The organism is Candidatus Woesearchaeota archaeon (assembly GCA_016214075.1).
Classification (GTDB): domain Archaea; phylum Nanobdellota; class Nanobdellia; order Woesearchaeales; family DSVV01; genus JACRPI01.
The window spans coordinates 14,866-38,709 of sequence record JACRPI010000030.1; the positions used below are offsets into that span (position 1 = coordinate 14,866).

The window sequence follows — 23,844 nt, forward strand, 5'->3', positions numbered from 1 at the left end:
TGAATTAAATATATAAACCGCTGTGTATCTCTTTCTTCTATGCAAGAAGGAATTACAACATTGGACGCATTTCAAAAATGGTGTGGAAGCTTTGATTGTTGGGATTACAAAGAGCTTCAAGACTTACTTCGTGATGGGACGCTCTCTCTCAATAATCCTCTTGGTGTTTTATTAGAAGTACTTCGTTATGAGAAAGAAACTACAGGAATGATACTGTGGCAGTTATGGGATAAAGAATGTGTGGAACGTTATTTAGGTTCTTTTCATGAGGAAGCTGCTGAATTGCCACTAGAATTCTGGGAAGCTCTTCAAGAGTATCCTGATGCTATAGATTCCTTCAATCGTTCTTTGGAGAAGAGTAGGTATGCCGAGAACAGGGTTAAGTATAAAGAAACACTTCATGCTCAATTTAAACTAGAGGGTTCGTCAGTTCCAGACGAATATTTGAAATGTTTGGAGAGGTGTACGCATGCCGTGGATGTGGCTAAGAAGCATAAAGAAACACTTTATGCTCAACGTAAACAATGGGCTCCGTCAGTTTCAGACGATGATTTGGAATATCTTAGTAAGCATGTGGATGTACAGATTTATGAACAATTTACAGCAATGCGAGATAAATATGGAATTACTGCTTTTTCACAGGGATCATTATTTCAAGACAGCGTTCGTATATTAGAAACCTTCATTAGTACGTGGTATGAAACACCACGAACTGATGAAAGAGTATGGAACCCTTCTTTCGCTCCAGACAGAGAACGTAACCCACAAATTGCTGCATTTTGTCAAGCAAATTCACCAGGAGCTATTCTTCGAGAGTTTGATCTTTCTTGTAAGAAAGATAACTTCAGTATATATCCGTTTGATGGCTGGGGTTTAGCAGAATGCGTTCGATTGTCGTATGAATCTAGAGTACAGAAATAGTGAATCAAACAAACCTCGGATATCCTTCCAAATTTTTAATATTGTATAATCCTCGTGCTTTCTTTTTTCCGTTTGGCTGCTGCAATAATCTATCAAGAAATTGCTCATGCTTTATGAATTGCGCATTAATGAATTCTGTGTGAATTTTTTTCCACTCGGTTGGATGCTCTTTCATAAAAGCTGCCCAACGCTCAATAAAATCCATGTGTGATTCTCGCATGCTATTCCCTCATTCTTCCAACTATTATTCTCCCAATCGTATTTTCCTTATTAATTTTTTTATTTCATTGATCTCTTTTTCGTTTATTCTTTCACTATACACCATTCGCAGATGTTTCGCGTCTTCCATGTCTTTATCTGATTTGAGATATTCTTCTTTGAACGCAATATTAATAGCAATACTTGAAAACCAGACATCAAGACCAGTCAGAGGGATTTTTTCTTTTGTCTGAAGCTGAATATTGTCCAGCATATCCTTCGCAAATTTTATTTCCATCTCAGGAACCGGCTTGTCTTTCCATGTATATCGAACAGAGACATTATCTTTTAGGTAATCATACACTTCATGGCTCGCGGCAGATTGCACACACACAAAACCATTCTTGTACAAGTCATCATGAAGTTTTGAAAATACAGCTGGTGAAAGATGTGGAATAATCATGTCAATGTCTTCTGTTCCACGAACTCTTCCTGAGGCAATCGCAAGAAACCCTGAAACAATAATGTACGGCGTATGTCGTTCAACTATTTTGCAAAAATCAATACAAAATTTATCTAAAAGGGACTTATCTTTTATTGCGCGATCCATGGAAGATATGAAACGCTTGTTCGTTAAATAGTTTTCCTTCAAAAACACAATCTTTATAATTTCATATTCTCAGAAAATATTCCATGGCAAAAATACAAGCAATCAAAGGACGAGAAGTGTTGGATTCCCGTGGAAATCCAACTGTTGAAGCGCAAGTCAAAGTCGCAGGACACTGGTTTCGAGCAATTGTTCCATCAGGGGCAAGCACTGGCAAACACGAAGCTGTCGAACTTCGTGATGGAAATAAAAAAAGATATCATGGCAAAGGCGTTCTCACCGCTGTTCAAAATGTGAACATGGAAATTTCTGGACGATTAGATGGCATGAAAATAGGCGATGCCGCTGATCAGCGAATTATTGATGATGCGCTCATTCATCTTGATGAAACGTATAACAAACATATTCTTGGCGCAAACGCGATGCTCGCAGTCTCTCTTGCCTGCGCACGAGCTGGCGCCGCACAACACAAACAACATCTTTTTTCCTTTATCGCGGACGTTTCTAAAAAATCTCCTTACCTTATGCCTGTTCCGCAGATGAACATCATCAATGGTGGCGTTCACGCAGGACAGAAAAATGATATTCAAGAACACATGATCATGCCTGTTGGCGCAAGCTCTTTCAAAGAAGGATTGCGCATGGGCGCGGAATGTTATCACTCACTCAAAGAATTGCTTCACAAAAAGTTTAAAGCGCAAGGAACACTTATTGGCGATGAAGGAGGATTTGTGCCGCCATTAAAGACTGTTGGCGAGCGACTTGCGTTGGTGGAACAAGCTGTGGAGAATGCAGGCTATCGCATGAAAAAAGATATTGTTTTCGCGCTCGACGCTGCCGCATCAGAATTTTTTGATGGCAAAGAGTACAGCCTTGGGACAAAGAAATATTCTGGCGCCGCGCTCATGGATTATTATAAAGGACTTTCCAGCGCGTATCCTATCGCTTCCATTGAAGATGGCTTCGCAGAAGATGATTGGGGAAGCTGGGTAAACTTTACTAAAGAGATGGGCAAAAAATTGCAAATTGTTGGCGATGATCTTCTTGTTACTAATCCTAAACGAATTGAAGCAGGAATTTCCAAACGCGCATGCAACGCGCTTTTACTCAAAGTGAATCAAATTGGCACAGTTACAGAAGCGCTTGACGCCGCAAAGCGCGCGCAATCCGCTGACTGGCGTGTTGTCGTAAGTCATCGCAGCGGAGAGACTGAAGATCCATTCATCGCAGATCTTGTTGTCGGCATTAACGCAGGGCAAGCAAAGTTTGGCGCTCCTAGCCGAAGCGATCGTGTCGCGAAGTACAACCAATTATTACGCATTGAAGAAGCGCTCGGCAAAAAAGCGAAGTATGGTGTTAAATAATTTGGTGCTGCAATGAATCGACTTATTGTTTACAACATTGAATATTGCGAAGGAATGACTGGTCAATGGTGGGAATATCTTTATTTCTGGCGCATCTTTTTTCCCCCCCCAGGACTTGACAAACAGATTGTTGAACATCTCAAGAAGTTGAAACCTGATATCCTTGCGCTTGTTGAAGTGGACACTGGTTCATTTCGCGCAAAAAAAGATGAAGTGGTGTATTTTGAAAAGCAGCTTGGCATGAAAAGTTTTGTTGAGAAAGTAAAATATCCTGTCCACGGCTGGCTGAAGCTTTTTCATCATGTTCCTATTCTTGATAAACAAGCAAACGCGATCATCGCAAAGAAAAAATTATCCAAAGTAAAATACCATGTTTTTCATGAGGGAACAAAACGTCTTGTGATTGAAGCAACCATCCATCTTCCAAAAAAGGTGACTTTATTGCTTGCGCATCTCGCGCTTGGAGGAGAAACACGAGCGCAGCAGATTAAAGAACTCATTACAATGGTCAACAAGATTAAGAACCCTGTTATTCTCATGGGTGATTTTAACACGTTCCGTGGTGAAGAAGAAATTCAATCGCTTCTTGAGAAAACACATTTGCATCATCAATATGAGATGGACAAAACATCACAGACGCTCACTGAACCAACATTTCATCCGTCTAAACGACTTGATTATATCCTTACTTCTAAACAAATTAAAGTAAAGAATTATCAGGTCTTGAATTTTCATTTCTCTGATCATCTTCCATTGATGGTTGATTTTGAGGTGAAGTGATATTATAATTATATAATCCCGCCGCAGCTGGCGGCCTACGGACAAAATTCATAGAATTTTGTCCTACGCGACACCCCAAGGGGCCATCCCCCGTCGCGTCGGCGCCAGCGGCGGGATTTGAAGAGGACGATGCAAAAATGAACAATTCGCATATTGAATACACCGCATTGGGAGGCAGTCCCCTCCCTGTTCTTGGTCTTGGGACGTGGCAAATAGGTGGTAAACTGGAGAGAAGCACTAGCCACGACAAAGAAGAAATTGAAGCACTCAAAACAGGCATTCAACTTGGGCTAACGCATATTGATACCGCAGAACTCTATGGAGAAGGACATACAGAAGAACTTGTCGCGCAGGCAATCAAACAAAGCAAAGTGCCTCGAAAAGATTTGTTTATTACATCGAAGGTTATGCAGCAGCATCTTCATTATGATGATGTTCTTACGGCATGCAAGAAAAGTTTAGAGAGACTACATACTGATTATCTTGATCTATATCTTGTTCATTTTCCAAATTCACAAATTCCCATTACTGAAACTATGCGCGCAATGAATGAACTGGTTGAGAATAAGATGGTTCGCATGATTGGGGCCAGTAACTTTTCTGTTGCTGAACTTCAGGAAGCGCAGAAATATTCCAAACATAAAATTGTCGCAAATCAAATTGAATATAGCTTACTTGCACGCGACGTAGGCAAATACATGAAACGCATGGAATCTGAAATAATACCTTGCTGCGAGCAGCATGGCATAAAAGTGGTTGCGTGGCGACCGCTTGCGTATGGTCTTCTCGCAAAAGAAGGGTTTCCTGTGCTTGACGCACTTGCTCAGAAATATGGCAAAACGCAGGGACAAATCGCGTTGAATTGGATCATTTCTAAAAATATGCTTGTTCTCGTGAAGGCAACAAAGACTGAGCACATAAAAGAGAATATTGGCGCAATGAGCTGGCGATTATCTGAGGATGATATTGTTGCGTTGGAATTAGGATTTGAGAAATGGCGAAGGAAGTACCACACGCAATAGTTCTGCAAAATATTTATAAAACAATGGCTATTTTTCTCTGATAGGTGAAACTATGACTGAAGAACATCAAGGTGGCGAAGAAACACCGTATCAAAAACCACTTTCTTTACAAGAAAGAATTGGACAACAAATTACTGGAATTCCTGCTGGACAGTATGGAGTTATCTGTATTCCTATGCAAGTAACTGCACCAGAAGTTGGTGCTTCTTATGTTTTAGACCTTGAAACCGCACTTTTAGAAGCTGAAACAAAATCAAGAGCAGCAGGAGAACTTACACCCGATAGAAAAGGTGTTCTTCATCCAGAGCTTTTTGACACCAGACGATACGCTGTTTATGATTCTTCTGGAACACAGGTTGCGCTTTATACAAGTGGCGAGAGATATCAGAAGAGAAATTAGTTTTTTGTTCTTCTATTTTTCTTTAAATTATCGTAATGGATTATAATAAAACCAACAACAACACAGGCACAGACGGCCAACTTTTTTGCTCCATTCTCATTTCTAACGCAAAAAAGCTTGTCCTACTTCGCGAACTGCAACCCCCCACTTCGTATGGGAACGCAGTTCGCTCCGTCTGGCCATGTTGTTGGTTTTACTAAACACAGAGACTCGAACGCTTCATGTGAGAGTCTCTGTGTTTAGACGCGAGCACTTGTCGAGCGTCTCTTTTTTTTAGTTTCTTAAGCAAATAATAAACAAAAATCTTCCAAATCACCCCTTCTTAAGAAAACTATTTATAGCATGAGATGACAAAAGAACTCATGACTTTCAAACCTGTTGTTCTTATTGTCCGCGATGGCTGGGGTTACTCTCCTGAAAAAAAGGGAAACGCGATCGCGCACGCAAAAGTGCCCAACGATACATTGTATATGAAGAAATATCCCACCACACTTCTTGACGCAAGCGGCAACGCTGTTGGATTACCCGCAGGAACACAAGGTGGTTCTGAGGTTGGACATCTGACTATGGGCGCAGGCGGTATTATCTGGCAACCCCTCGAACTTATTAATCGAACGATACACAATGGAAGCTTCTTTGAAAACGCTGTGCTTCTTCAGGCAGCGGAAAACTGCAGGAAGAACAAAAGCGCATTTCATATTATGGGTCTTTTTTCTGATCAAGGTGTTCACGCAACTGTTGACCATCTTTACGCGTTACTTGAATTTGCGAAAAAACAGAAACAGGAAAAAGTATTTCTTCATTTATTCTTAGATGGACGAGATGTTCCTGAGCGAAGCGCGCACAAATATCTTGTTGAACTCAATCATCACATCAGAAAGATAGGTGTTGGTAAAATCGCGTCGCTTGTTGGTCGTTATTACGCGATGGATCGCGACACAAACTGGGATCGAACAACAAAAGCATACGAACTTCTTGTTGCTGGAAAAGGTTTTTCTTCTGCATCTGCTGAAGAAGGAATTCTTGCGGCGTATGAACGTGGCGATAAAACAGATTATTATGTTCAGCCAACAGTCATCACAGAAAATGGAAAACCTGTTGGACTTGTTGGAGAAAAAGACAGTGTTATTTTTTATAATTTTAGAAGCGACAGAACACGACAAATGACCTCCATGCTTTCTGGGAAAAAATGCGCTGTATCGGTTTCTGCGCGCAGACCGCAGACATTCTTTGTTTGTTTTTCCGAGTACGATAAGGAGTTTCACCTTCCTGTTGCTTTTCCTCAACAGAAAGTCGCGCACAATTTGGGACGATGCTTAAGTGAAGCAGGACTACGGCAACTGCGCATCGCTGAAACTGAGAAATACGCCCATGTCACCTTCTTTTTTAACAGCCAAGTAGAGGAAGGATTTCCCAAAGAAGATAGAATTCTTGTTCCTTCACCAAAGGTTCCATCGTATGAAACACAGCCTGAAATGAGCGCTTACGGAATTACAGAGAAAGCATGTGCGGCAATGGAGAAAAAAGAATATGATTTTGTTTTGATCAATCTTGCAAACCCTGATCTTGTGGGACACAGCGGAAATTATCAGGCAACTGTCCGTGCGTGTGAAGTTGTTGACGAATGCGTTGGGAAGATTGTTTCTGCTGTTTTGAAGAAGGATGGCGTTGTATTGCTGACTGGCGATCACGGCAACGCAGAACAGATGCTCTATCCTAACGGAGAACCTTGCCCTAGCCATACGACCAACAAAGTGCCGCTTTCTGTGATTAGCAATCATTTAACGCATGAACTTCGTGAAAATGGAGGGTTGCAGGATATAGGGCCAACTATTTTGAAATTACTCGATGTTCCAAAACCTGAAGAAATGGGTGGGAAGAGTTTGGTGTGAAAAAAACAAACTATTTAAAGTAAAACAAACAGAATTTTCTCTATGTCACTCCCTGAATGGATCACTATTTTTCTGAAAAACAAAGATATGATGAAACAGCAGATTCTTCATATTGAAGAGAAAGGGCACATTGTGCATATCACCTTCAAAGGAGACAAAAAACAGGATTCTTTTTGTTATGAAAAACTTGGTGATTTGCATGAGATTCTTGCTGCCGCGAAAAAGAGTGATAGTGACCCAAACTATTCTGTCAACGTTGTTTGTTATAATACTACTGCGAATTTACAGGTGCTTATCGATCATTGGCAACAATTTGCGACTCATCAACGAGTGATGTTCTATTTCGTCAATCCTAAATCTCTGACAGACATCAAGTGGATTGTGAACCCTTGGCTTCACAACCGCATTGGAGATGAGAAAAGTCTTGTTCCTGGCTTGAAAAGTATGGCAAGTATGGTTGAAGAATGGAAAGGATAAATTCGTAAGAAAATGCACTAGCCGGGATTTGAACCCGGGTCGCAAGCTTGGGAAGCTCGAATCCTACCGCTGGACTACTAATGCGATAAAGAGAAAGAATAGGGTTTCCTATTAATAATTTATGGCAGTACTCTTATGCCACTCTATTTTTTGGTCTCTTTTTTACAGAAGCGATATTCTCAATAGAAGTATCAAGAATTCTTGTAAGCCCTTCTTTTGAATACCACGCACTATGCGGTGTTATAATGACATTGTCCATCTTCATTAACAAGTGATCTTCCAATATTGTTTTCAGATTACATTTTGGAGGAAATTTGCTTGTCAAAAGTTGTTTTTCTTCCTGCACTTCGCATTCCTGTTCGAGCACATCCAACCCAGCACCACCAAGATGTTTATTTTTCAGCGCACGATACAACGCGTCTGTTTCTATTAACGCTCCTCTTGCTGTATTGATAAGCAACGCGCCTTTCTTCATCATGCCAATAGTTTCTCTATTCATAAGATGATGATTCTCTCGTGTATAAGGAATATGAAGAGAGACTATGTCCGCATTACTCAATAATTTTTTGAACGAGACATACTGCACTCCATATTGTTTTGTTAATTCTTTCTTGGGGTTATGACAGTATGCAAGAATTTTCATTTCAAATCCATTCGCAATCCTGATGACGTGTTCTCCAATGTTTCCTGTTCCTAAAACACCGAGTGTCTTTCCTCGAAGATCTGTGCCCTGCAATCCTTTACAAGTGAACTCATTTTCTTCCCTTACTCTTTTTATTAACGGATACATTTTTCTTGTGAGTGTTAGGATAAGAGCGAACGCAAACTCCGCAACAGTATTCTCTCCATATTTTGGAACATTCATCGCAATAATACCTTTCTTCTTGCAATAGTCTCCATCAATGTGATCATATCCTGTAGAAAGCGTCACGATGTATTTGAGCTTTGGCAGTTTCTTGAGCACTGCCGCTGAACACTCTGAATGCACAAAAACACCAATGCACGCCGCGTCTTTCGCTGTTTCCGCGTTTTCTCTTGACAATGGACCACGAATGAAAGTGAGTTTGTGGTGCTTGAGCTTTTGCTCCATATACTCTTTTTCCCAAGGCTCGAGTTCAAAGAAAGTGATGTTCATGGTGTTTCCTTACGCTTCATTCTTATTAAACCTTTCGTCAGTAGGAGTATAGATTAAGAAAAACGCCAACGCCCGGATTCCACCGAACGAAGTGAGCGTGGCACCAAAAATTCGCAAGAATTTTTGTGTGTGTTCAAATCCGGCTACGAAAAACAATAAGATTTGGAAGAGAAGGACGCCAACGCCCGGATTTGAACCGGGAGATCCTTGCGGAAACAAGATTTCCAGTCTTGCGGAGTACCAGATTGTCCCACGTTGGCAAGATTATTGTTTTAGAACAATGAATTGTTTATAAAAGTTATTGCTGGTTAGGTTTCGCAATCTTGTTTCTTTATCACTCTCTTAACTCGCTTTATTTGTTTTTGAATTCTCATGTCTTTATTTTCACCTTCTTATTTAATAAATAAAGGATAAACTGTGTAGTAGGTCGTTGCTAAGCGATTATCTGCTTTCTGGCGCGTGTATGAGAAATGAATGAGTTATGGCAATGAAAGCATATTATTTTCCTTTTTAATCAAACCATCCTTTTCTAATTGCACAATAATCTCTTCAAACTTTTCCTTTTCCCGTTTAATATTCTGCTCGATAAGTTGTTTGTAGATTTGATCCTGCTCCTGCCCATTCTTTGTGGTCAAGAGTTTCAAAATCGTTCCTCTGACAATTCTATCTGAATCTTTGAATGGCACGACTTTCTTTTTCTTCCACGTCGCTTCTATTCGCTCTTTGTTATTCGCTGCTGCACAATGTCTCTGAAGAGGACAAAGATCGCATTTTGGATTTTTTGCTGAACAAAATAACGCGCCAATGTCCATAAGCGCATTATGCCAGTTTCTTGATTCATTTGTTGGAAGGATATGCCACGCAATCGCTTCCGCCGCTTCAATTTTTCCATAAAATATTCTCTTGAAAATTCTCTCAATGTTGACATCGATCACCACGACATCTTTATTGTTCGCAAAACTCTGCACAGCCGCAGCAGTATACTTTCCAAGCCCTGGAAGCGCAATCAACTCTTCTGTTGTTTCTGGAAATTTTCCATTATATTTTTGTTTGATTGTTTGCGCGCATTTTTGCAAATAAAGCGCTCTTCTGTTGTAGCCAAGCCCTGACCACATTTTTAGAACATCTGCTGTTTGCGCGTCTGCCAATGATGAGACTGTTGGAAATTGTTCAAGAAACGCGTAATATTTTGGAATGACACGATCGACTTGTGTTTGCTGCAGCATCATTTCTGAAACAAGAATTCTGTATGGATCTGTTGTTTGCCTCCAAGGAAGCTGACGACCATTTTTTTTGTACCACTGGAGGATTGTTTGTTGGATTTCCTGAATGTTGTCCATTCGTGTAAATAAATGAAAAAGCTTAAAAAAGGTTCTTATTTTCGTGAGCATAGAAATTGGCGGTGTAACTCAGCCTGGTTAGAGTGCCACGCTCATAACGTGGATGTCGTGGGTTCAAAGCCCATCACCGCCAGCTTTTTGTTCTTAAAATCTATCAAACGCATTATCTTCAAATACAAGCAAAAACAACAACAATGGCACAGACGGCCAACTTTTTGGCTTTCTCTAATCAATTAAGCCAAAAAGCTTGTCCTACTTCGCAAAATTTGTATCGCAAATTTTGCTCCGTCTGGCCATGTTGTTTTTGCCTGACTACTTTTTCTTCAATCTTCTTTTCCATGAATTAAACATATAAACAACCTCTTTTTCACAAGAGACATGGGCCGTTAGCTCAGCCTGGTAGAGCGAAGGACTCTTATTTAAAATGAAGGACTCCTTTATTCAAGAAGAAATCCTTAGGTCACGGGTTCGAATCCCGCACGGCCCGTATTTTCTATAGCGGGATTCGAACGTGCTCAAAAATCACAGATTTTTGGCAGAACGCTCACTACGTTCGGTTCAATCCCGCATGGTCCGTTTTTTATTGGATATCTTTTAATAGAGATTATAGTTTTACGGTGTTCTATGGCAAATTTTTTTTCAAAGATGGTTCATAAACTAAAAGAACTCTTTTCTTTTAAAGTACACGAAGATGATGCTAGAGACATTTATCCCCTTCTGTCTAAGGAAATTAAAATGAGAGTTTATCTAATTAGAATGGCTTCTCGATACGCAGATCCTGATGAAGACTACTCAACGGTGGGACTTCAGAAAGAGAATAAACATCTTTGGTTCTCTAAAATGTTATGGGAAAGAACTCAGAAATTTATTGCTGATTTTGAGAAACTAAAAGAACTTAAAAAAATAATATGGGATGAGATAAAAAGTATAGTAAATAATGAAAGACATGAACGTATTCTTACATTATTTTACGCAGACATATCTCCAAAACAAATTGAAGATCTTGTTCGTATAACATATGCAGTAATAATTACAAAAAATTATTCTTTAGAACAATTTCGCGAAGTTAAAGGAATTCTTTCGGAGGATATTGTTAAATTAAGAGAGGATATTGAAAAAAATAAAGTGATACAACAGTTTTTATCTCAGTTAAAGACATTCGAAGTTGAATCAGAAAAAATACAAAAAGATGCGATGAATGAGTATAAATTTAATCTACAAAAACCAGAACTAACTCGAAACAGTTTAACTGCTATTTCTATTTTTGTAAGTATAGTTCTTGTCGTTGTAACAATCTGGACTATTACCATTACAAGTGGAAACATTGAGTTATCTAATAAATTAATTGAAAGACAACTAGATTCCATTGCTCCTTTAAATCCTGAAATTCACTTTTATATTCCTAATCCTTCTACTTATTTAGCCTTTCAAAGATATTATTTGGGTACAGCAGAAGCAGGTTTCTACATGTTAATAAGCAATAATGGACAGTTTCCTGCAGGTTCTGTTCAAATCCGCTTAGAAAATGAACAAATAATTTGTATTCCTCCTAAAGGTGGATTCATAGAATCTTTAAATGACACACAAATTATGGGAGTTAGATTCGACTGTCGTTCTCAGATATGTGCTGCAAAAGGAGAGTGTGATACTTCTTCAATAACTTTAGGGGAGCAGGAATTGAATTTGAGTATAGAATGTCAATATTGTAATGAAACAATAAAAGAAAGAATTAATATTTGTGTATATAACTCAAGTCAAATATTAGATTGTGGAGAAGAATGGGGTCTATCTTAAACTTATTTTCTTTATTGCAACTTCCCAGAAATCTCTTTCATCTCATCTTGCGACAACTTCAACGATTTTTCCCACTGCAAAAAGCCTTCATGATGATCATCCTCATATCTTGGAACAACATGAATATGCGCATGCGGGACTTCCAAACCCCACGTCACAAAATGAACATACTTCGCATTCATATTTGAAACAAGTTTCTTCGCGATCTTTTGCGCGACCTTCCAATATCCACTCTGATCATCAACATCATACACCCACTGAAAATGCTTTTTGGGAATCACTAAGACATGTCCCTTATTCAATGGTTTAATATCAAGAAACGCGAGATACTCTTTATCTTCATACACTTTATTGCACGGAATTTCTCCTTTCGCGATTTTACAGAATATACAGTGATATAACTCTGTTCCACTCGCTTTGCTCGTGACAGAGTTATCATTTTTTTTATTTACTGCTTTCATAATCATAAAACCTTTCTGAACGAAGTGAAGAGATTGATTTTAAACCCTAACCTTCTTCAGCAAATGCTCCACCACTTTATCTGTTGTCAAGCCTTTTCGTTCTGCTTCGAAGTTCAGAATAATTCTATGCCGCAAAATTGGATACGCCATCTCTTTTATATCTTCTTCACTGACATGCGCCCTCCCCTGCATTAACGCGCGAGCTTTCGCTGCAAGAACAATCCCAATAGACGCTCGAGGAGACGCGCCAAACTCAATGAATTCTTTCTCATTTCTTGTCGCGGTCACAATAGCGATAGAATATTTCACCAAGTCATTAGCAATAGGGACTTGTCTCGTAAACCGCTGCAACGCAAGCAATGAATTTTTCCCTAGTATTTTTCTCAATGGTTCCTGTTCATTTTTGCTGTATTGCGTGACAATTCTAAACTCTTCATCCTGATCAGGATATCCCAACAAAATTTTCAGCAAGAATCGGTCAGACTGCGCTTCGGGCAATGGATAGGTTCCTTCCTGCTCAATCGGGTTCTGCGTCGCTAAAACAAAAAACGGAGGATCTAATTTGTGCGTGACTCCACCTGCAGTAACCTGCTTCTCCTGCATCGCTTCTAATAGCGCGGCCTGTGTTTTTGGCGTTGCTCTGTTGATTTCGTCCGCAAGCAAAATGTTTGTAAAGACTGGTCCTTTCTGGAATTTAAAGACTCGTTTCCCCGATGATTCATCAATAATTTCTGTTCCAATAATATCTGACGGCATCAGGTCTGGCGTACACTGGATTCGCCTAAATTCAAGCTCCATTACTTCAGAAATTGCCTTGATCAAAGAAGTTTTTCCAAGACCGGGATAACTCTCCAAAAGTCCGTTTGATCCAGTCAGCATACAGATCAAAACCTGCTCCACGACTCTTCGCTGCCCAATAATGGACTTCTCAATTTCCGCGTGGATTGTATCAAATGTTTGTTTTAATTTTTCTATTTGCAGGCTTGTCATACGCATCTTCCTCTTTTGTTTTTTATGTCATCTCTGTTTGACCAGCTTCTCACGCCATTTTCCGACGAAAGAGATCAATGTTGTTTAATAATCTCGTACTTTGCTAAAGTAATTTCTAATATATATTCTTTTCTTTTTTGGTATTGTTTCCTCAAATGATTTTCCGCCAAATATCTCTTCAGGCAGACCCTCTGCCATGGACTCCTGCGGAATTTGCAACCTCAAGACATTGACATTATTCAGGTTATTCAGCGCAAAATCGTCGTTTATACTGTCAATACTGCTGCCGAGCAATGAATCCGCGATGTGCCCTTTCAAAAGTTTATCACGCAAACTATTCCATAACCCATTCTCGATAATTCCTTCCATATCCACAATCATGAAGTTGTAAACACCAACCATAATAATCACAAAAGAAACCACTGTAATATATCCGAGCTTTTTTAACAGTTCTTTGAAATTAAAAAATGAGGAAACTTTCATAGAACGAAGGGTTTTAATAATAGAAAGACGAAGTTTCATGACAATAAAATTGTCATGCTGCAGCGTATCCGCCGCTGTTCGCAATCGTTCTGTCAGTTCAGGATGCTCTCGCTCGACTTCTTTCAAATCTCTTCTCGTCACCACTTTATATGCCCGATAAGCAACGAAAAAAAGTGTGGGAATAATCGCGACTTCTCTATACAAATTAATGATGGAGAGGAAAAGATAGATAACCAAAAAGACAAAAACACCTTCCACTGCAACCATGAATAGTTGTGCAACTGCGCGAACAGTGTAAATTTCTCGCAATGCTTTTTTGAAATCATCCATAAGCAATCACTATACATTTCTCTTTAACATGTCTCTTCAATTAAGGCAATCTATCCTTCGATTTCATCCAAATAATTAACGACTTGATTTACATCCCCAAGCGCATTGTTGACACAAGTGTGGCATGAATCTACATCAGCACAACCATTGCAATCATCCAACCTATTCTGCGCGGATTGCGCATATTCATTCGCGCTATCCGCGGCTTCTCTATTAGTATCCACTGTCGCTTCACAGGTTGTTAAACTGCTTTCTGTCGACGCTAAATCTGCCTCTGTATCTTCAAGGTCTTCTTGCGTGCTTTGTAGCGAAGATTCTGTTTCTTCCAATGTTGATTGTGTTTCTGTATACAAATCATTGAATTCATCCTGTGATTCTAACTGGTAATTTAATGCAGCGTCCAACTCGACAGTAAGGTTTTCTGTCTTTGCCGCGCAGGCATCAAGCTTTGCCACAGTTATTGTTAAATTTTCATTTGTCTGCTCAAGCTTATCTTTGACTTTGTTATATTTGCTGATAATACTTCCCGCAGAGCTTTGATAGAACAGTGTTAAACCGACAATCGCGATAATGACCACAAGAATTAATAAAATAAGTTTAAAATCAATATCTCTCTGCATGAATCCCATGATATCACCTGCTTTTGTTCTATTTTTTCGTTTCTCGTCTCTTTTTTATTCTTCAGTAATTTAAATGTTTTGGATTAGACCAATTTTTATTTATGCAAAACCAACAACAACAATGGCACAGACGGCCAACTTTTTTGCTCTCTTTCAATTCCGAACGCAAAAAAGCTTGTCCTACTCCGTAAAATTTGTGAAACAAATTTTACTCCGTCTGGCCATGTTGTTGGTTTTGCTATTCACTATTCAAATATATTCCTCTAATTACTATCCTCTATTTTTTCTATTCTGTAGCAATCTTCGTACAAATATTTCAAAGAGGAAGAGCATCATTGCCGCTGCCAATACATACCAGTCTATATCTTTCTTTTCCAACACTTTTACTTTCGCGTCACTCTGTACTTTTGAGATAATTCCATCAATGTTATCCGGCGAGAAGAGAACACCATTAGTTCGCTCTGCTAAATTTTTGAGGCCATTTTCATTAAAGCCCACATCCATGTACTCTTCTTCATAATTCACCGCAAACGGAACACTCATAATTTCGTCAAATCCTGCTTCCTGCGGAATAAGACTGCACTCGTAATGATCTTCAATAGGAAGGAAACTGCATCTGCTTGTCGAAGGATAAGATTCTCCTTTGTACGAAATTTTTGCTTCTTTACCCACATACGCGTCGCTGACATCCACATACTTTGCTTTCTTTCTATTCGGATCACCAATAGCCCAATCGAAAATTCTGTAAATCAAATCCTTATTTTGTTCTTCGACAATGTCTTCTGCCCACTCATAACCGTCATCTGTAGTAATCGCAACAACTTTGTTGTAATTATTTACGGTGACAATCGGCAACCCTGTTCCTGTTGTTATCAACTGCACACCACTTGGCGAAACAGTGACTTTGTTTTCTCCTGTGACCACTGCATTAATGACTAAGTCACTTGTGATATAATGGTTGTAATTCGCGATGATCAACGCTTTTTCGAAGAGCGAATTTAGACTGAAATAGGAATCAATAAACATACCTCCACCAAGCGAACTGAGATAGCGACGAACTTGCCAAAGCACAGAATCATCAAGATCAACACTCGTGAAGTCATAGACGTGCATACGAATACCCATTTTTCGCAGTTCCGCAATTTCGTTGACTGCTTTTGGGAGATATTTTGTTCCATGGATGTTTCCATCACTCACCAAGATAATGTTATTATTGCCGCTGACGCCCGTCAACATTTCTTTCGCTACTTTCAGTCCAGTATCAAGCGCAGCAGGTCTGAGCCATAATGTTCCATCAATTGTCGTGACGTCCTGAAAATCATTTAATGCCTGCTTCATCGCTTCCGCGTCCGCCACAGGAGCAAGCGGATAAATCACATGACCCGCGTAGGAAAAGTCCGCTACTCCAATGTTCACCTTTTCTTTTCGCTGTTTGAGAATGTCAATCAACGCCGCAGCTGCCTGTTCTGTTTCTGTCATGGACAGCTGGACAATTCCTGACATATCCACAAGGATAATAAAATTGAAGTTGTTGTCTTTCTCTTCTGTAATTCCCGCTTTCACAGGAAGGATTGGATCAAGCTCACTTGGACCTTCGAAGGAGTTCATTCCACCCCAGACAATAAGACCATTGCCATCATCTGTATACGCTTCCAATGTTTCCGCGCCACTTGCACTTACTTCATGCATCACATCATTAATCGCAACCGCGAAATACGGAGAAAGATCTGACGGAACAGAACGAACAGAAGTAACATCGTATCTTTCCGGAAGGATGTCATCAAAGTCTGATGGACGATAATTGACATACAAGATTTTTGGCTTTTCCACAATCTCCACTACTTTATACCACTCATTGTTTCCTGTGAAATAATCATCCGCTTCCAGCGTCGCGACAATTTTGTGATAGCCCACATCATCAAAGTTATTTTTGAGATCGAGAGAGGAAGCGCTCATCTGTCCTTCATAGACTGGATACCCATCCACAGTCACTTTGACTCGAGAATCTTTCTTCATGTTATCCAGCGCGACACTAAAATAATAATCAGTATCCACGATTCCTGTCTTCGGACCTTTTATTTTCACTGCTGCGTCGTCTTCCACTTCCTTAAGCTCGATTGCATTAATCGTGGTGTTAAACTTTTCCGCGTACGCTCCCAAATCAATAAAATTCATGGAATCATGCGCGTTATTCCCATCTGTGACAAGCAGGAGATTTTTGTACTGCAGCTGCCTAAATATCGCATCACCAAGCCTTGAATTTGTTCCTGACGCAATCGGAATCATAGAAACAGGCACCTTTTCTTCTAATTCTACTTTTAGCGCATTCACATCATACTTGAAAAGATCCATCGACGTTGAATTGTCGTACAAGAGCATGATCGTTGGATCTCCCCGCGACACTGTTTCGACTGAATAAAACGGCCCCGCAAGCGAGAAAATCAACAACGCAATAAGAAGCGTTCTTGTGATCGTCATGAATACTCGGGTTGTCCAGTTAATGCGCTGCTCTTCTTTGGGCAACTTCATAAACGGAACAAATGTGAGGATAATGGAGAGAAGAATCAGCGGCGCCGCGATCCACAAATATTCCGGATACTCAAACTGCACGAGATTAAATAAGGTGAACGCCATTAGAAGTCACCTCTCATTTTGACATATATTAATTCGAGGAATAAAACAATGAGCATGATAATAATCAACGCTTTTGTTAGCGGCTGCTTGGATGTTACTTTTTCTGTTTCCGCTTCTATCAACGCGCTTTCAAACTCTTCGTTGACATAATCCACATTGGACTCCACTTTATTGAGGAGATTGACCGCAACCTGTTTATCTTTGTATTGATATATTCCAACTTCATCAAACTCAATGCTTTCCATATCGTCTTGCTTTCCTGACGGCGTCCGCACTGGTATTTCATTGTCAAAGACAACTTTTTCGCCAATTCTGTAATTTAATGTTTCAATAGTATCCTTTCCGATAACGTAATCCACTAACTGCAGCCAAAAGAGTGGATAGGAAACATCATACTTGAACGTGCTGTTTGTTTCAAAAATGCCGTAATACACCACTGTCCCTTCACCATAACTTCCGATTGCCAAAATAGGAACAGCATCAGGCGTTGCCGCAAGCGTTACTGTGTTTTCTTTTGCTGTCGCTGCCATGTACTTGTCCAGTGTTGTAATTGAAACGCCATCTGTAACTGCAGTGAGAACATTTGCCATCGCAACATCTACTCTTTGATTTCGGACTGGCTCATCCGCAAATGTAACTGGAAGAATATCATCAAGATCCAAGTCTTCCAAATCATCCTGCGCAGTAACAATCAACGTCGACCCATCCGCGACCGCTTCTTTAATTCTGCTGATGACAGAGCTAGGAAGACTATCTGTGGTGACATCACTTATGACAATAACATCGTGATCCACGACGGGCATGACCGGCGGTTCTCCTTTTTCTACTGTCGCTTCATCATTCCACACTTCCGCGTATGCTTCAAGAACAGGATAGACATAACTCTGTTCATTATTTGTAATGACGAGAATACTTGTTTCCTTTCTCTGCGGAACACTCAATAGCACGTGATTATCCAAATCAAAATCATCTCCTGTTTCCAACGTGATGTTGTTAAGACTAGAAACGTGCTCGAAGGTCAGTTTTTCCTGCCAGTTCGCCGCAATGTCAAGATCATACTCTTTTCCGTTTATCGTCACTGTTACTGACGCGGTATCATCATTATAATTCTGCAGCGTCACAATGGTTTCTTCATCCACGCTTTCCATATCCACAATGCCCACGTTGTCCGCTTCTTCTCTTAACGATATAAATTCTACTCTGTGTCCTTTTGCTTCTAACGATTCTTTCGCAATGTATGGATCAAGAGGATCTGTATTGATAAAATCACTGATGACCACAACTTTTCCTTTATGCTCTCCCAGAAGGTCATCCGCCGCAAGAATGCTTGAACCAATTGCTGAAAGCGCGCTTGACTGCGGAATATAATTGACAACGTCCAGCGCGTCTTCTCTGTCTCCTTCCTGCAGAACAACATACGGCGCGTTTTGCGCGAGAATAATACTCACTTTTCCTTCCAAATGGTCTTTTGCCTCGCTGATCGCGCTACTGAGCCTGCTCGTCAATCCGCCGCTTGTTGCCATACTCGCGCTATTATCAATCACAAGGACAGTGTACTCCGCAGCAACATCCGCTGTTGTGTTATAATATGGATGCATCGCCGCAACTGCCATGAGTAAGAGGATGAAAAGATGGAAAAAAATCAGAAGATCTCTGAGAAATCGCTGAAAGAAAGAAGCGCTTTTCTGCGTGTGCATTTCTCTGTGCAGAAACATAAGTGAGGGAATGACGCGCTCATTTGGTTTTGGCTTGATGAGATACATCAGAATGAAGAAAATTAATCCCGCGAAAAGCCACGCGCCCGCGAGATTATCTGCATAACTCAAAATACTGACCATAATTATTTTTTGAGATTTCCAGTATTATAAAGTTTGCTTTTTGGGGGAGAGTTACTTCATGCGGGAAACACACTAAACCCCTTTCCTTCTATCTTAATTATAACATCGTTACCTTTTTGCAAGCGCAAGGCAGACTCCAACTCTTTTGGAACACGAATGATCAAGTTACTCTTAATTTTTCCCAACTTTGCGCGGAGTTGCTCTTTCCGTAATTTGTTTAACAATAATATTCTTTCTGCTTGGGCAGGATCATAATAAATTTCACCACAAGAACACTTCCAACCATCTATATCAAACTCATTAAACTGCAATCCTTTCTGAAAGAGCATTTTTTTTCCACATGTATGACATTTCATGTTTTCACCTTTTTGTAAATTGCCCAAAATGGATGAGCACCCAACATTCTTCTCGAAGAATTTCATGATAGTCTTTGACAATCACCGCATTCCACGTTTTGGCTCCTTTGTTAAGCCATTTTTCAATAGTGCCTTCTTTTCTTTTTCTTGGCGCATCAATACCATATTCTAACACTTCAATAACATCAAGCACTGTTTTTTCATACTTCATGAGCTCTCGCATTGCAGCGTTTGATACTGCTATTCGAAGTCCTTTGTACTGTTCACTGGACATACGCTACCTCCATATGTTAAAGACATATGTATATAAAGTTTTCTTAAGTTACAAGAAGATATTTGGTTTAGATATTATATGAATTTACTGTATAAATTATTCGAATGCATAAGAATACCAAATAATATACCTTACTCCATCTGTTTCAACGGGATTTTTTTTTCTTTTTCTTTCCTATCTGGTAATGTTTCTAAAGAATTTGGCATGATGCGCGCTCCAGACGCTTTTGCATGCGCTGGTTTTTGCGCAGCGGATTGAGCGTGTTGCGCGTGGTTTTGTTGATTTTCATGAACTATAACTGGTGGTCGCGAGACAGGAGGATGCTTCTGCGCGACAACGTGCTTCTTGTCAATGCCTTCTTTCAAGAACGCAAGCATGCTATTTTTTTGATCTCTATCCTGCTGCAATGGCTGCGCAGAAGGAACATGACGAGGATGCTGCGCATGCGTCCCCTGTCCTGCTCCCATGTGAGGAATAACCACATGCCCTTTCGGATGATATGGTTCTTTTGGCATGTCTGCGCCGAATTTTGGCGTGTGAATTTTATCTTCCACAAGATCATGCTCTTTCTCTGCCTGCTTTCGCATCTTCTTGTCTTTAATCTGCACGACAATGTCTTCTTTTCCTTTTTTTGAAAATGCGCAAACTATTCCTGTACTGATAAACGCAACCGCCGCGTTGAGAATTAAAATCATATCACTGCCTGGCGCTTTTCCAAGAATCGCATACTGCGTTCCCAAAATAAATATTCCCACTGTTAGTAAAACAGCAAGAAGCGGAATTGCCGCGAGCAGTTGGCTCTTTGGCAGAAAATAATACGCGATGTTCGCGAGGATGAACGTGAGGAATAATGGAAGGAAATTTGGAATAATTGTAACAATTGACGTGTCTGTCGTGATGCTCAAAAAAACAAGGAACGCAAAAATCAGGAAGATAGTAAGTGACGCGACAATTTGCTGCGGGAATTTCACTGGACTTGCGTCGAGACGATAATCGACCACTTTTCCGCTTTCAATAATGAGAATCGCTTCATCAATGACGCTAGGATCATGACCAAAGTTAATCAACGCTTTCTTGATCGCTTCGAGTGGATAGCCGACTTTGTGTTCTTTGACAATGTAATCTATGAGCAGGCTCTGGACGTACACTTTGAGTTCTTGATCCAGATCATGCGCGCTATACATCGCAGGCTTTTTCTTTGGAACAGTGACATGCAGCATGTCGAGAATTTCTTTTACTAATGGTTTTTTGTAGCCGAATCTGAGCAGCGCGCTTTTGATATCAGGAAGATCATAGCCTTGCTCTAACTGAAAAAGAACATACTCTCCCAAATGCTTTTTCATGTACATATCATCGTAGAGTGAGTCCATGAGATTTTTTGAAGAAAAGAGGTTTATATAATTTTGGAATTTATGTTGAAATATTGTGAATATTAGAAAAATAGTCACCGTTAGCAAAAACAACAACACTGGCACAGACGGTCGTGCTCACGCACGCCCTACTCCGCAAACGAGAACCCCATACTCCGTATGGGAACCTCGTTCGCTCCGTCTGGCCATGTTGTTTTTGCTCTACGCACAAGGCTGAACATTCCTGTGAAGCCTTGTGCGTTGGAGACGCGAGCATTTGTCGAGCGTCTCTCTTTTTATTTGTTTAATAGAACTGTGTAAGTGTGAATGATATGTCCTTACAAAATTCCACATTCAAACCAATATCTTTAAAAGTCAGCATTCTTATCATAACCTCATGACTGAAAAACACACAAGCGAGCCGCATCCTGGCGATATGGTCAGCATTCAACTCGACGATGGTATTGTGCAAACTGGAATTCTTATGCCACGGCCTTCACTCTGCGAAACAACAGAAGAAATGGTTTCATTAAAACTCAAAACAGGATATAATATTGGTATCAAGAAAAGCAAAATAAAATCTGTTCATGTGATTGAAAAACATAAAACCCCTGAAGCGCATAAAAAAGCGATTCCTCTCAATGAAAAGCTCCCCACTGTTTCTATTTTATCTACCGGAGGAACAATCTCCTCTAAAGTGGATTACAGAACTGGTGGTGTATACGCAGATTACACCGCAGAAGATTTTGTGCAGATGTGTCCTGAACTCTCGTCTCTCGCAAACCTCAAAACACGAAAAGTAATGAGCGTGATGAGCGAAGACATGCTTCCTGACGATTGGAAAACCCTGGCAAAAGTTATTTACGAAGAACTCCAAACAAATGTTGCGGGGGTCGTTGTGACTATGGGAACAGACACTCTTCATTTTGCTGTCGCGGCAATGAGTTTTTTGCTTGGCAAAATCAACAAACCTGTTGTCTTCACCGCATCACAGCGCTCGATTGACCGCGGGAGCACAGACGCATTCATGAATCTTATTTGCGCGGTAAAGGCAGCTGCACAATTTGACGGCGCAGAAGTGATGACCTGCCTTCACGGAACAACAAACGATGAATACTGTCTTCTCATTCGCGGAACAAAAGTGCGAAAAATGCATACTTCTCGACGAGACGCGTTCAGGCCAATTAACGCGTTGCCTCTCGCGAAAGTGTTTGTGGACAAACCGCTTGAAATTATTGATCCAGGATATCGAAAGAAGAGTTCAAATAGGTTTAGTTCAGAAATTCATTTTGAAGAAAAAGTCGCGCTCATTACTGTATATCCTAACATTGATCCGGAGATCATTGACTATTACCTTTCTAAAGGATACAAAGGAATAGTCATTGCAGGAACCGCGCTTGGACACGTGAACACATGGACGAAAAAAAGCATGATTCCATTTATCAAAAAAGCGACAGACATGAAAGTTCCTGTTGTGATGAGCACGCAAACTATTTACGGCGCAGTTCATCCTTTTGTTTATACTAACTTACGCAAAGTTTCTATCGAAGCAGGAGCGATTTATGTCCACGACATGCTTCCTGATGTCGCGTACATCAAATTATGCTGGGTTCTTGGACAGACAAAAAGTTATGACAAAGTGAAAGAATTAATGCTAACGAATATTGCCGGCGAAATTAACGAGCGAACGTTTGTTGATACGTTTTTGAAGTAGATTTGTTTGCTTTTATACTGTACAATGAAATGAACAGAAAACTTTAAATAGCTCTTCTGTTCAACATGTTGTTATGAACATATTTATCCATACGGAAGCTGCAAAAGAACATCTTTCCATTGCAGAAAGACTTGACACTCAACTTGCTGGAGAGAACGGACAGAAGTATGAAACAGTGAAGAAATTAGCAAAATTAGTTGTGGAGGAATTATGATTTCCAAGCAAAATAAGTTTGAATATACTCTTTCTTTGTTGCAAGAAAAATTTGCTGCGCATAAAGAAATAGAAGTAGTTTATTTGTATGGCAGTGTTTCTCGTGGGGATTATAGTTTGCGGCATTCTGATCTTGATTTGCTTCTGATTCTTTCTTGCACTAGCAACAAAAAGATTGAAGAAAAAATAAAAAATGCGCTTATCTCTCTCGGACTCAAAAATGGCGTTAAAATTCAGATAGAATTTATTGGAAAGAACATCACAGAAGAAGATCATTCTCTGTTACGCAAAGTTATTGAAGAGGGCAAAGTGTTATACGCAAAAGGAACTGTTGTTTTTGATCATCTGCAGCTTGGTTTGCGGCAGTTCATTGTGTATTCTTATTCTCTCAAAAAAAGCACACAAAAAAGTTATTTTTCAAAAGTGCTTCATGGAAGAAAGTCATGGTATTATGAGAAAAGGAAAAATGGCAAAAGAGAAAAAATAGTCAAAGAATATGCGGGAATTATTGATAACAACACTATTTTTGAGTTGGGACGAGGGGCATTACTGGTTGCAAAAGAACGACAAAAAGATATGCTTCATGTTTTTGAACAATTTGGTGTGGTGTATGAAATTAAAAGGATTGTCTATGGGTGAGTTTTCTGTTGTT

Annotated in this window: 24 protein-coding genes and 4 tRNA genes; 13 read left to right on the plus strand and 15 right to left on the minus strand. The window is 40.0% G+C overall.

Translation table 11 applies throughout. The annotated features are described in order from the left end of the window. Positions 1 to 39 precede the first annotated feature (39 nt). Positions 40 to 921, plus strand: a complete 882-nt coding sequence (locus tag HZC31_06070) for a hypothetical protein (GenBank protein MBI5002930.1) — start codon at positions 40 to 42, stop codon at positions 919 to 921. Positions 922 to 925: 4 nt separating this feature from the next. On the opposite strand, the gene HZC31_06075 is transcribed toward HZC31_06070, so the two are convergent. Then, entirely contained in the window at positions 926 to 1,141 is a 216-nt protein-coding gene (locus tag HZC31_06075) for a hypothetical protein (protein ID MBI5002931.1), read from the minus strand. A 24-nt stretch (positions 1,142 to 1,165) separates the two neighbouring features. Beyond that, on the minus strand, positions 1,166 to 1,729 hold the full coding sequence (locus tag HZC31_06080; GenBank protein ID MBI5002932.1) for a hypothetical protein: 564 nt from the start codon (positions 1,727 to 1,729) through the stop codon (positions 1,166 to 1,168). An 83-nt stretch (positions 1,730 to 1,812) separates the two neighbouring features. Between HZC31_06080 and eno the strand changes: the two genes are divergently transcribed. The 6 genes from eno (at position 1,813) to HZC31_06110 (ending at position 7,661) form a co-directional block, all read left to right on the plus strand. Continuing rightward, on the plus strand, positions 1,813 to 3,090 hold the full coding sequence (eno, locus tag HZC31_06085; GenBank protein ID MBI5002933.1) for a phosphopyruvate hydratase: 1,278 nt from the start codon (positions 1,813 to 1,815) through the stop codon (positions 3,088 to 3,090). Between the two features lie 12 nt (positions 3,091 to 3,102). After that, positions 3,103 to 3,870, plus strand: a complete 768-nt coding sequence (locus HZC31_06090; GenBank protein ID MBI5002934.1) for an endonuclease/exonuclease/phosphatase family protein — start codon at positions 3,103 to 3,105, stop codon at positions 3,868 to 3,870. A gap of 137 nt (positions 3,871 to 4,007) precedes the next feature. Then, positions 4,008 to 4,892 (plus strand): aldo/keto reductase, encoded by an 885-nt coding sequence (locus tag HZC31_06095; protein ID MBI5002935.1) that lies wholly within the window; start codon positions 4,008 to 4,010, stop codon positions 4,890 to 4,892. A gap of 52 nt (positions 4,893 to 4,944) precedes the next feature. Further along, positions 4,945 to 5,292, plus strand: a complete 348-nt coding sequence (locus HZC31_06100) for a hypothetical protein (GenBank protein MBI5002936.1) — start codon at positions 4,945 to 4,947, stop codon at positions 5,290 to 5,292. A gap of 362 nt (positions 5,293 to 5,654) precedes the next feature. Beyond that, entirely contained in the window at positions 5,655 to 7,184 is a 1,530-nt protein-coding gene (locus HZC31_06105; protein ID MBI5002937.1) for a 2,3-bisphosphoglycerate-independent phosphoglycerate mutase, read from the plus strand. A gap of 42 nt (positions 7,185 to 7,226) precedes the next feature. Next, positions 7,227 to 7,661, plus strand: a complete 435-nt coding sequence (locus HZC31_06110; GenBank protein MBI5002938.1) for a hypothetical protein — start codon at positions 7,227 to 7,229, stop codon at positions 7,659 to 7,661. Positions 7,662 to 7,674: 13 nt separating this feature from the next. On the opposite strand, the gene HZC31_06115 is transcribed toward HZC31_06110, so the two are convergent. The 4 genes from HZC31_06115 to HZC31_06130 form a co-directional block, all read right to left on the minus strand. Next, positions 7,675 to 7,745, minus strand: a tRNA-Gly gene (locus HZC31_06115). A 49-nt stretch (positions 7,746 to 7,794) separates the two neighbouring features. Continuing rightward, a complete protein-coding gene (locus HZC31_06120) occupies positions 7,795 to 8,796 on the minus strand; it encodes a hydroxyacid dehydrogenase (GenBank protein ID MBI5002939.1) in 1,002 nt (333 codons plus the stop codon). A 176-nt stretch (positions 8,797 to 8,972) separates the two neighbouring features. Then, positions 8,973 to 9,056, minus strand: a tRNA-Ser gene (locus tag HZC31_06125). A gap of 219 nt (positions 9,057 to 9,275) precedes the next feature. Further along, positions 9,276 to 10,136, minus strand: a complete 861-nt coding sequence (locus HZC31_06130) for an A/G-specific adenine glycosylase (protein MBI5002940.1) — start codon at positions 10,134 to 10,136, stop codon at positions 9,276 to 9,278. A 58-nt stretch (positions 10,137 to 10,194) separates the two neighbouring features. Here HZC31_06130 and HZC31_06135 point away from each other — a divergent pair. From HZC31_06135 to HZC31_06145, 3 genes are all read left to right on the plus strand, one after another. After that, positions 10,195 to 10,269 (plus strand) — tRNA-Met (locus tag HZC31_06135). A gap of 247 nt (positions 10,270 to 10,516) precedes the next feature. Further along, positions 10,517 to 10,623, plus strand: a tRNA-Lys gene (locus tag HZC31_06140). Positions 10,624 to 10,760: 137 nt separating this feature from the next. After that, positions 10,761 to 11,930 (plus strand): hypothetical protein, encoded by a 1,170-nt coding sequence (locus HZC31_06145; protein MBI5002941.1) that lies wholly within the window; start codon positions 10,761 to 10,763, stop codon positions 11,928 to 11,930. An 11-nt stretch (positions 11,931 to 11,941) separates the two neighbouring features. Here HZC31_06145 and HZC31_06150 read toward each other — a convergent pair whose 3' ends face one another. From HZC31_06150 to HZC31_06190, 9 genes are all read right to left on the minus strand, one after another. After that, entirely contained in the window at positions 11,942 to 12,391 is a 450-nt protein-coding gene (locus HZC31_06150) for an HIT domain-containing protein (protein MBI5002942.1), read from the minus strand. A gap of 39 nt (positions 12,392 to 12,430) precedes the next feature. Further along, positions 12,431 to 13,387: a MoxR family ATPase gene (locus HZC31_06155; GenBank protein ID MBI5002943.1), complete on the minus strand. Its 957-nt coding sequence runs from the start codon at positions 13,385 to 13,387 to the stop codon at positions 12,431 to 12,433. A 78-nt stretch (positions 13,388 to 13,465) separates the two neighbouring features. Further along, entirely contained in the window at positions 13,466 to 14,194 is a 729-nt protein-coding gene (locus tag HZC31_06160) for a hypothetical protein (GenBank protein MBI5002944.1), read from the minus strand. 50 nt (positions 14,195 to 14,244) lie between these two features. Further along, complete coding sequence (locus HZC31_06165; GenBank protein MBI5002945.1) at positions 14,245 to 14,823, minus strand: hypothetical protein; 579 nt, start codon at positions 14,821 to 14,823, stop codon at positions 14,245 to 14,247. A 261-nt stretch (positions 14,824 to 15,084) separates the two neighbouring features. Continuing rightward, on the minus strand, positions 15,085 to 17,448 hold the full coding sequence (locus tag HZC31_06170; protein ID MBI5002946.1) for a VWA domain-containing protein: 2,364 nt from the start codon (positions 17,446 to 17,448) through the stop codon (positions 15,085 to 15,087). Further along, positions 17,448 to 19,286 carry a BatA domain-containing protein gene (locus HZC31_06175; GenBank protein MBI5002947.1) on the minus strand — a complete coding sequence of 613 codons (1,839 nt, stop codon included), beginning with the start codon at positions 19,284 to 19,286 and terminating at the stop codon, positions 17,448 to 17,450. The genes HZC31_06170 and HZC31_06175 overlap by 1 nt, the downstream gene beginning before the upstream one ends. Before the next feature lie 56 nt (positions 19,287 to 19,342). Continuing rightward, on the minus strand, positions 19,343 to 19,642 hold the full coding sequence (locus tag HZC31_06180; protein ID MBI5002948.1) for an AbrB/MazE/SpoVT family DNA-binding domain-containing protein: 300 nt from the start codon (positions 19,640 to 19,642) through the stop codon (positions 19,343 to 19,345). Between the two features lie 4 nt (positions 19,643 to 19,646). Next, the gene (locus HZC31_06185; GenBank protein ID MBI5002949.1) at positions 19,647 to 19,916 is read right to left on the minus strand and encodes a hypothetical protein; all 270 of its coding nucleotides are present in this window, start codon (positions 19,914 to 19,916) and stop codon (positions 19,647 to 19,649) included. Positions 19,917 to 20,047: 131 nt separating this feature from the next. Beyond that, a complete protein-coding gene (locus HZC31_06190; GenBank protein MBI5002950.1) occupies positions 20,048 to 21,286 on the minus strand; it encodes a hypothetical protein in 1,239 nt (412 codons plus the stop codon). Positions 21,287 to 21,662: 376 nt separating this feature from the next. Between HZC31_06190 and gatD the strand changes: the two genes are divergently transcribed. The 3 genes from gatD to HZC31_06205 all read left to right on the plus strand — a co-directional run bounded on the left by gatD (position 21,663) and on the right by HZC31_06205 (position 23,831). Continuing rightward, the gene (gatD, locus tag HZC31_06195; protein ID MBI5002951.1) at positions 21,663 to 22,979 is read left to right on the plus strand and encodes a Glu-tRNA(Gln) amidotransferase subunit GatD; all 1,317 of its coding nucleotides are present in this window, start codon (positions 21,663 to 21,665) and stop codon (positions 22,977 to 22,979) included. Between the two features lie 73 nt (positions 22,980 to 23,052). Then, positions 23,053 to 23,193 carry a hypothetical protein gene (locus tag HZC31_06200; protein MBI5002952.1) on the plus strand — a complete coding sequence of 47 codons (141 nt, stop codon included), beginning with the start codon at positions 23,053 to 23,055 and terminating at the stop codon, positions 23,191 to 23,193. Next, complete coding sequence (locus HZC31_06205; protein MBI5002953.1) at positions 23,190 to 23,831, plus strand: nucleotidyltransferase domain-containing protein; 642 nt, start codon at positions 23,190 to 23,192, stop codon at positions 23,829 to 23,831. The genes HZC31_06200 and HZC31_06205 overlap by 4 nt, the downstream gene beginning before the upstream one ends. Positions 23,832 to 23,844 lie beyond the last annotated feature (13 nt).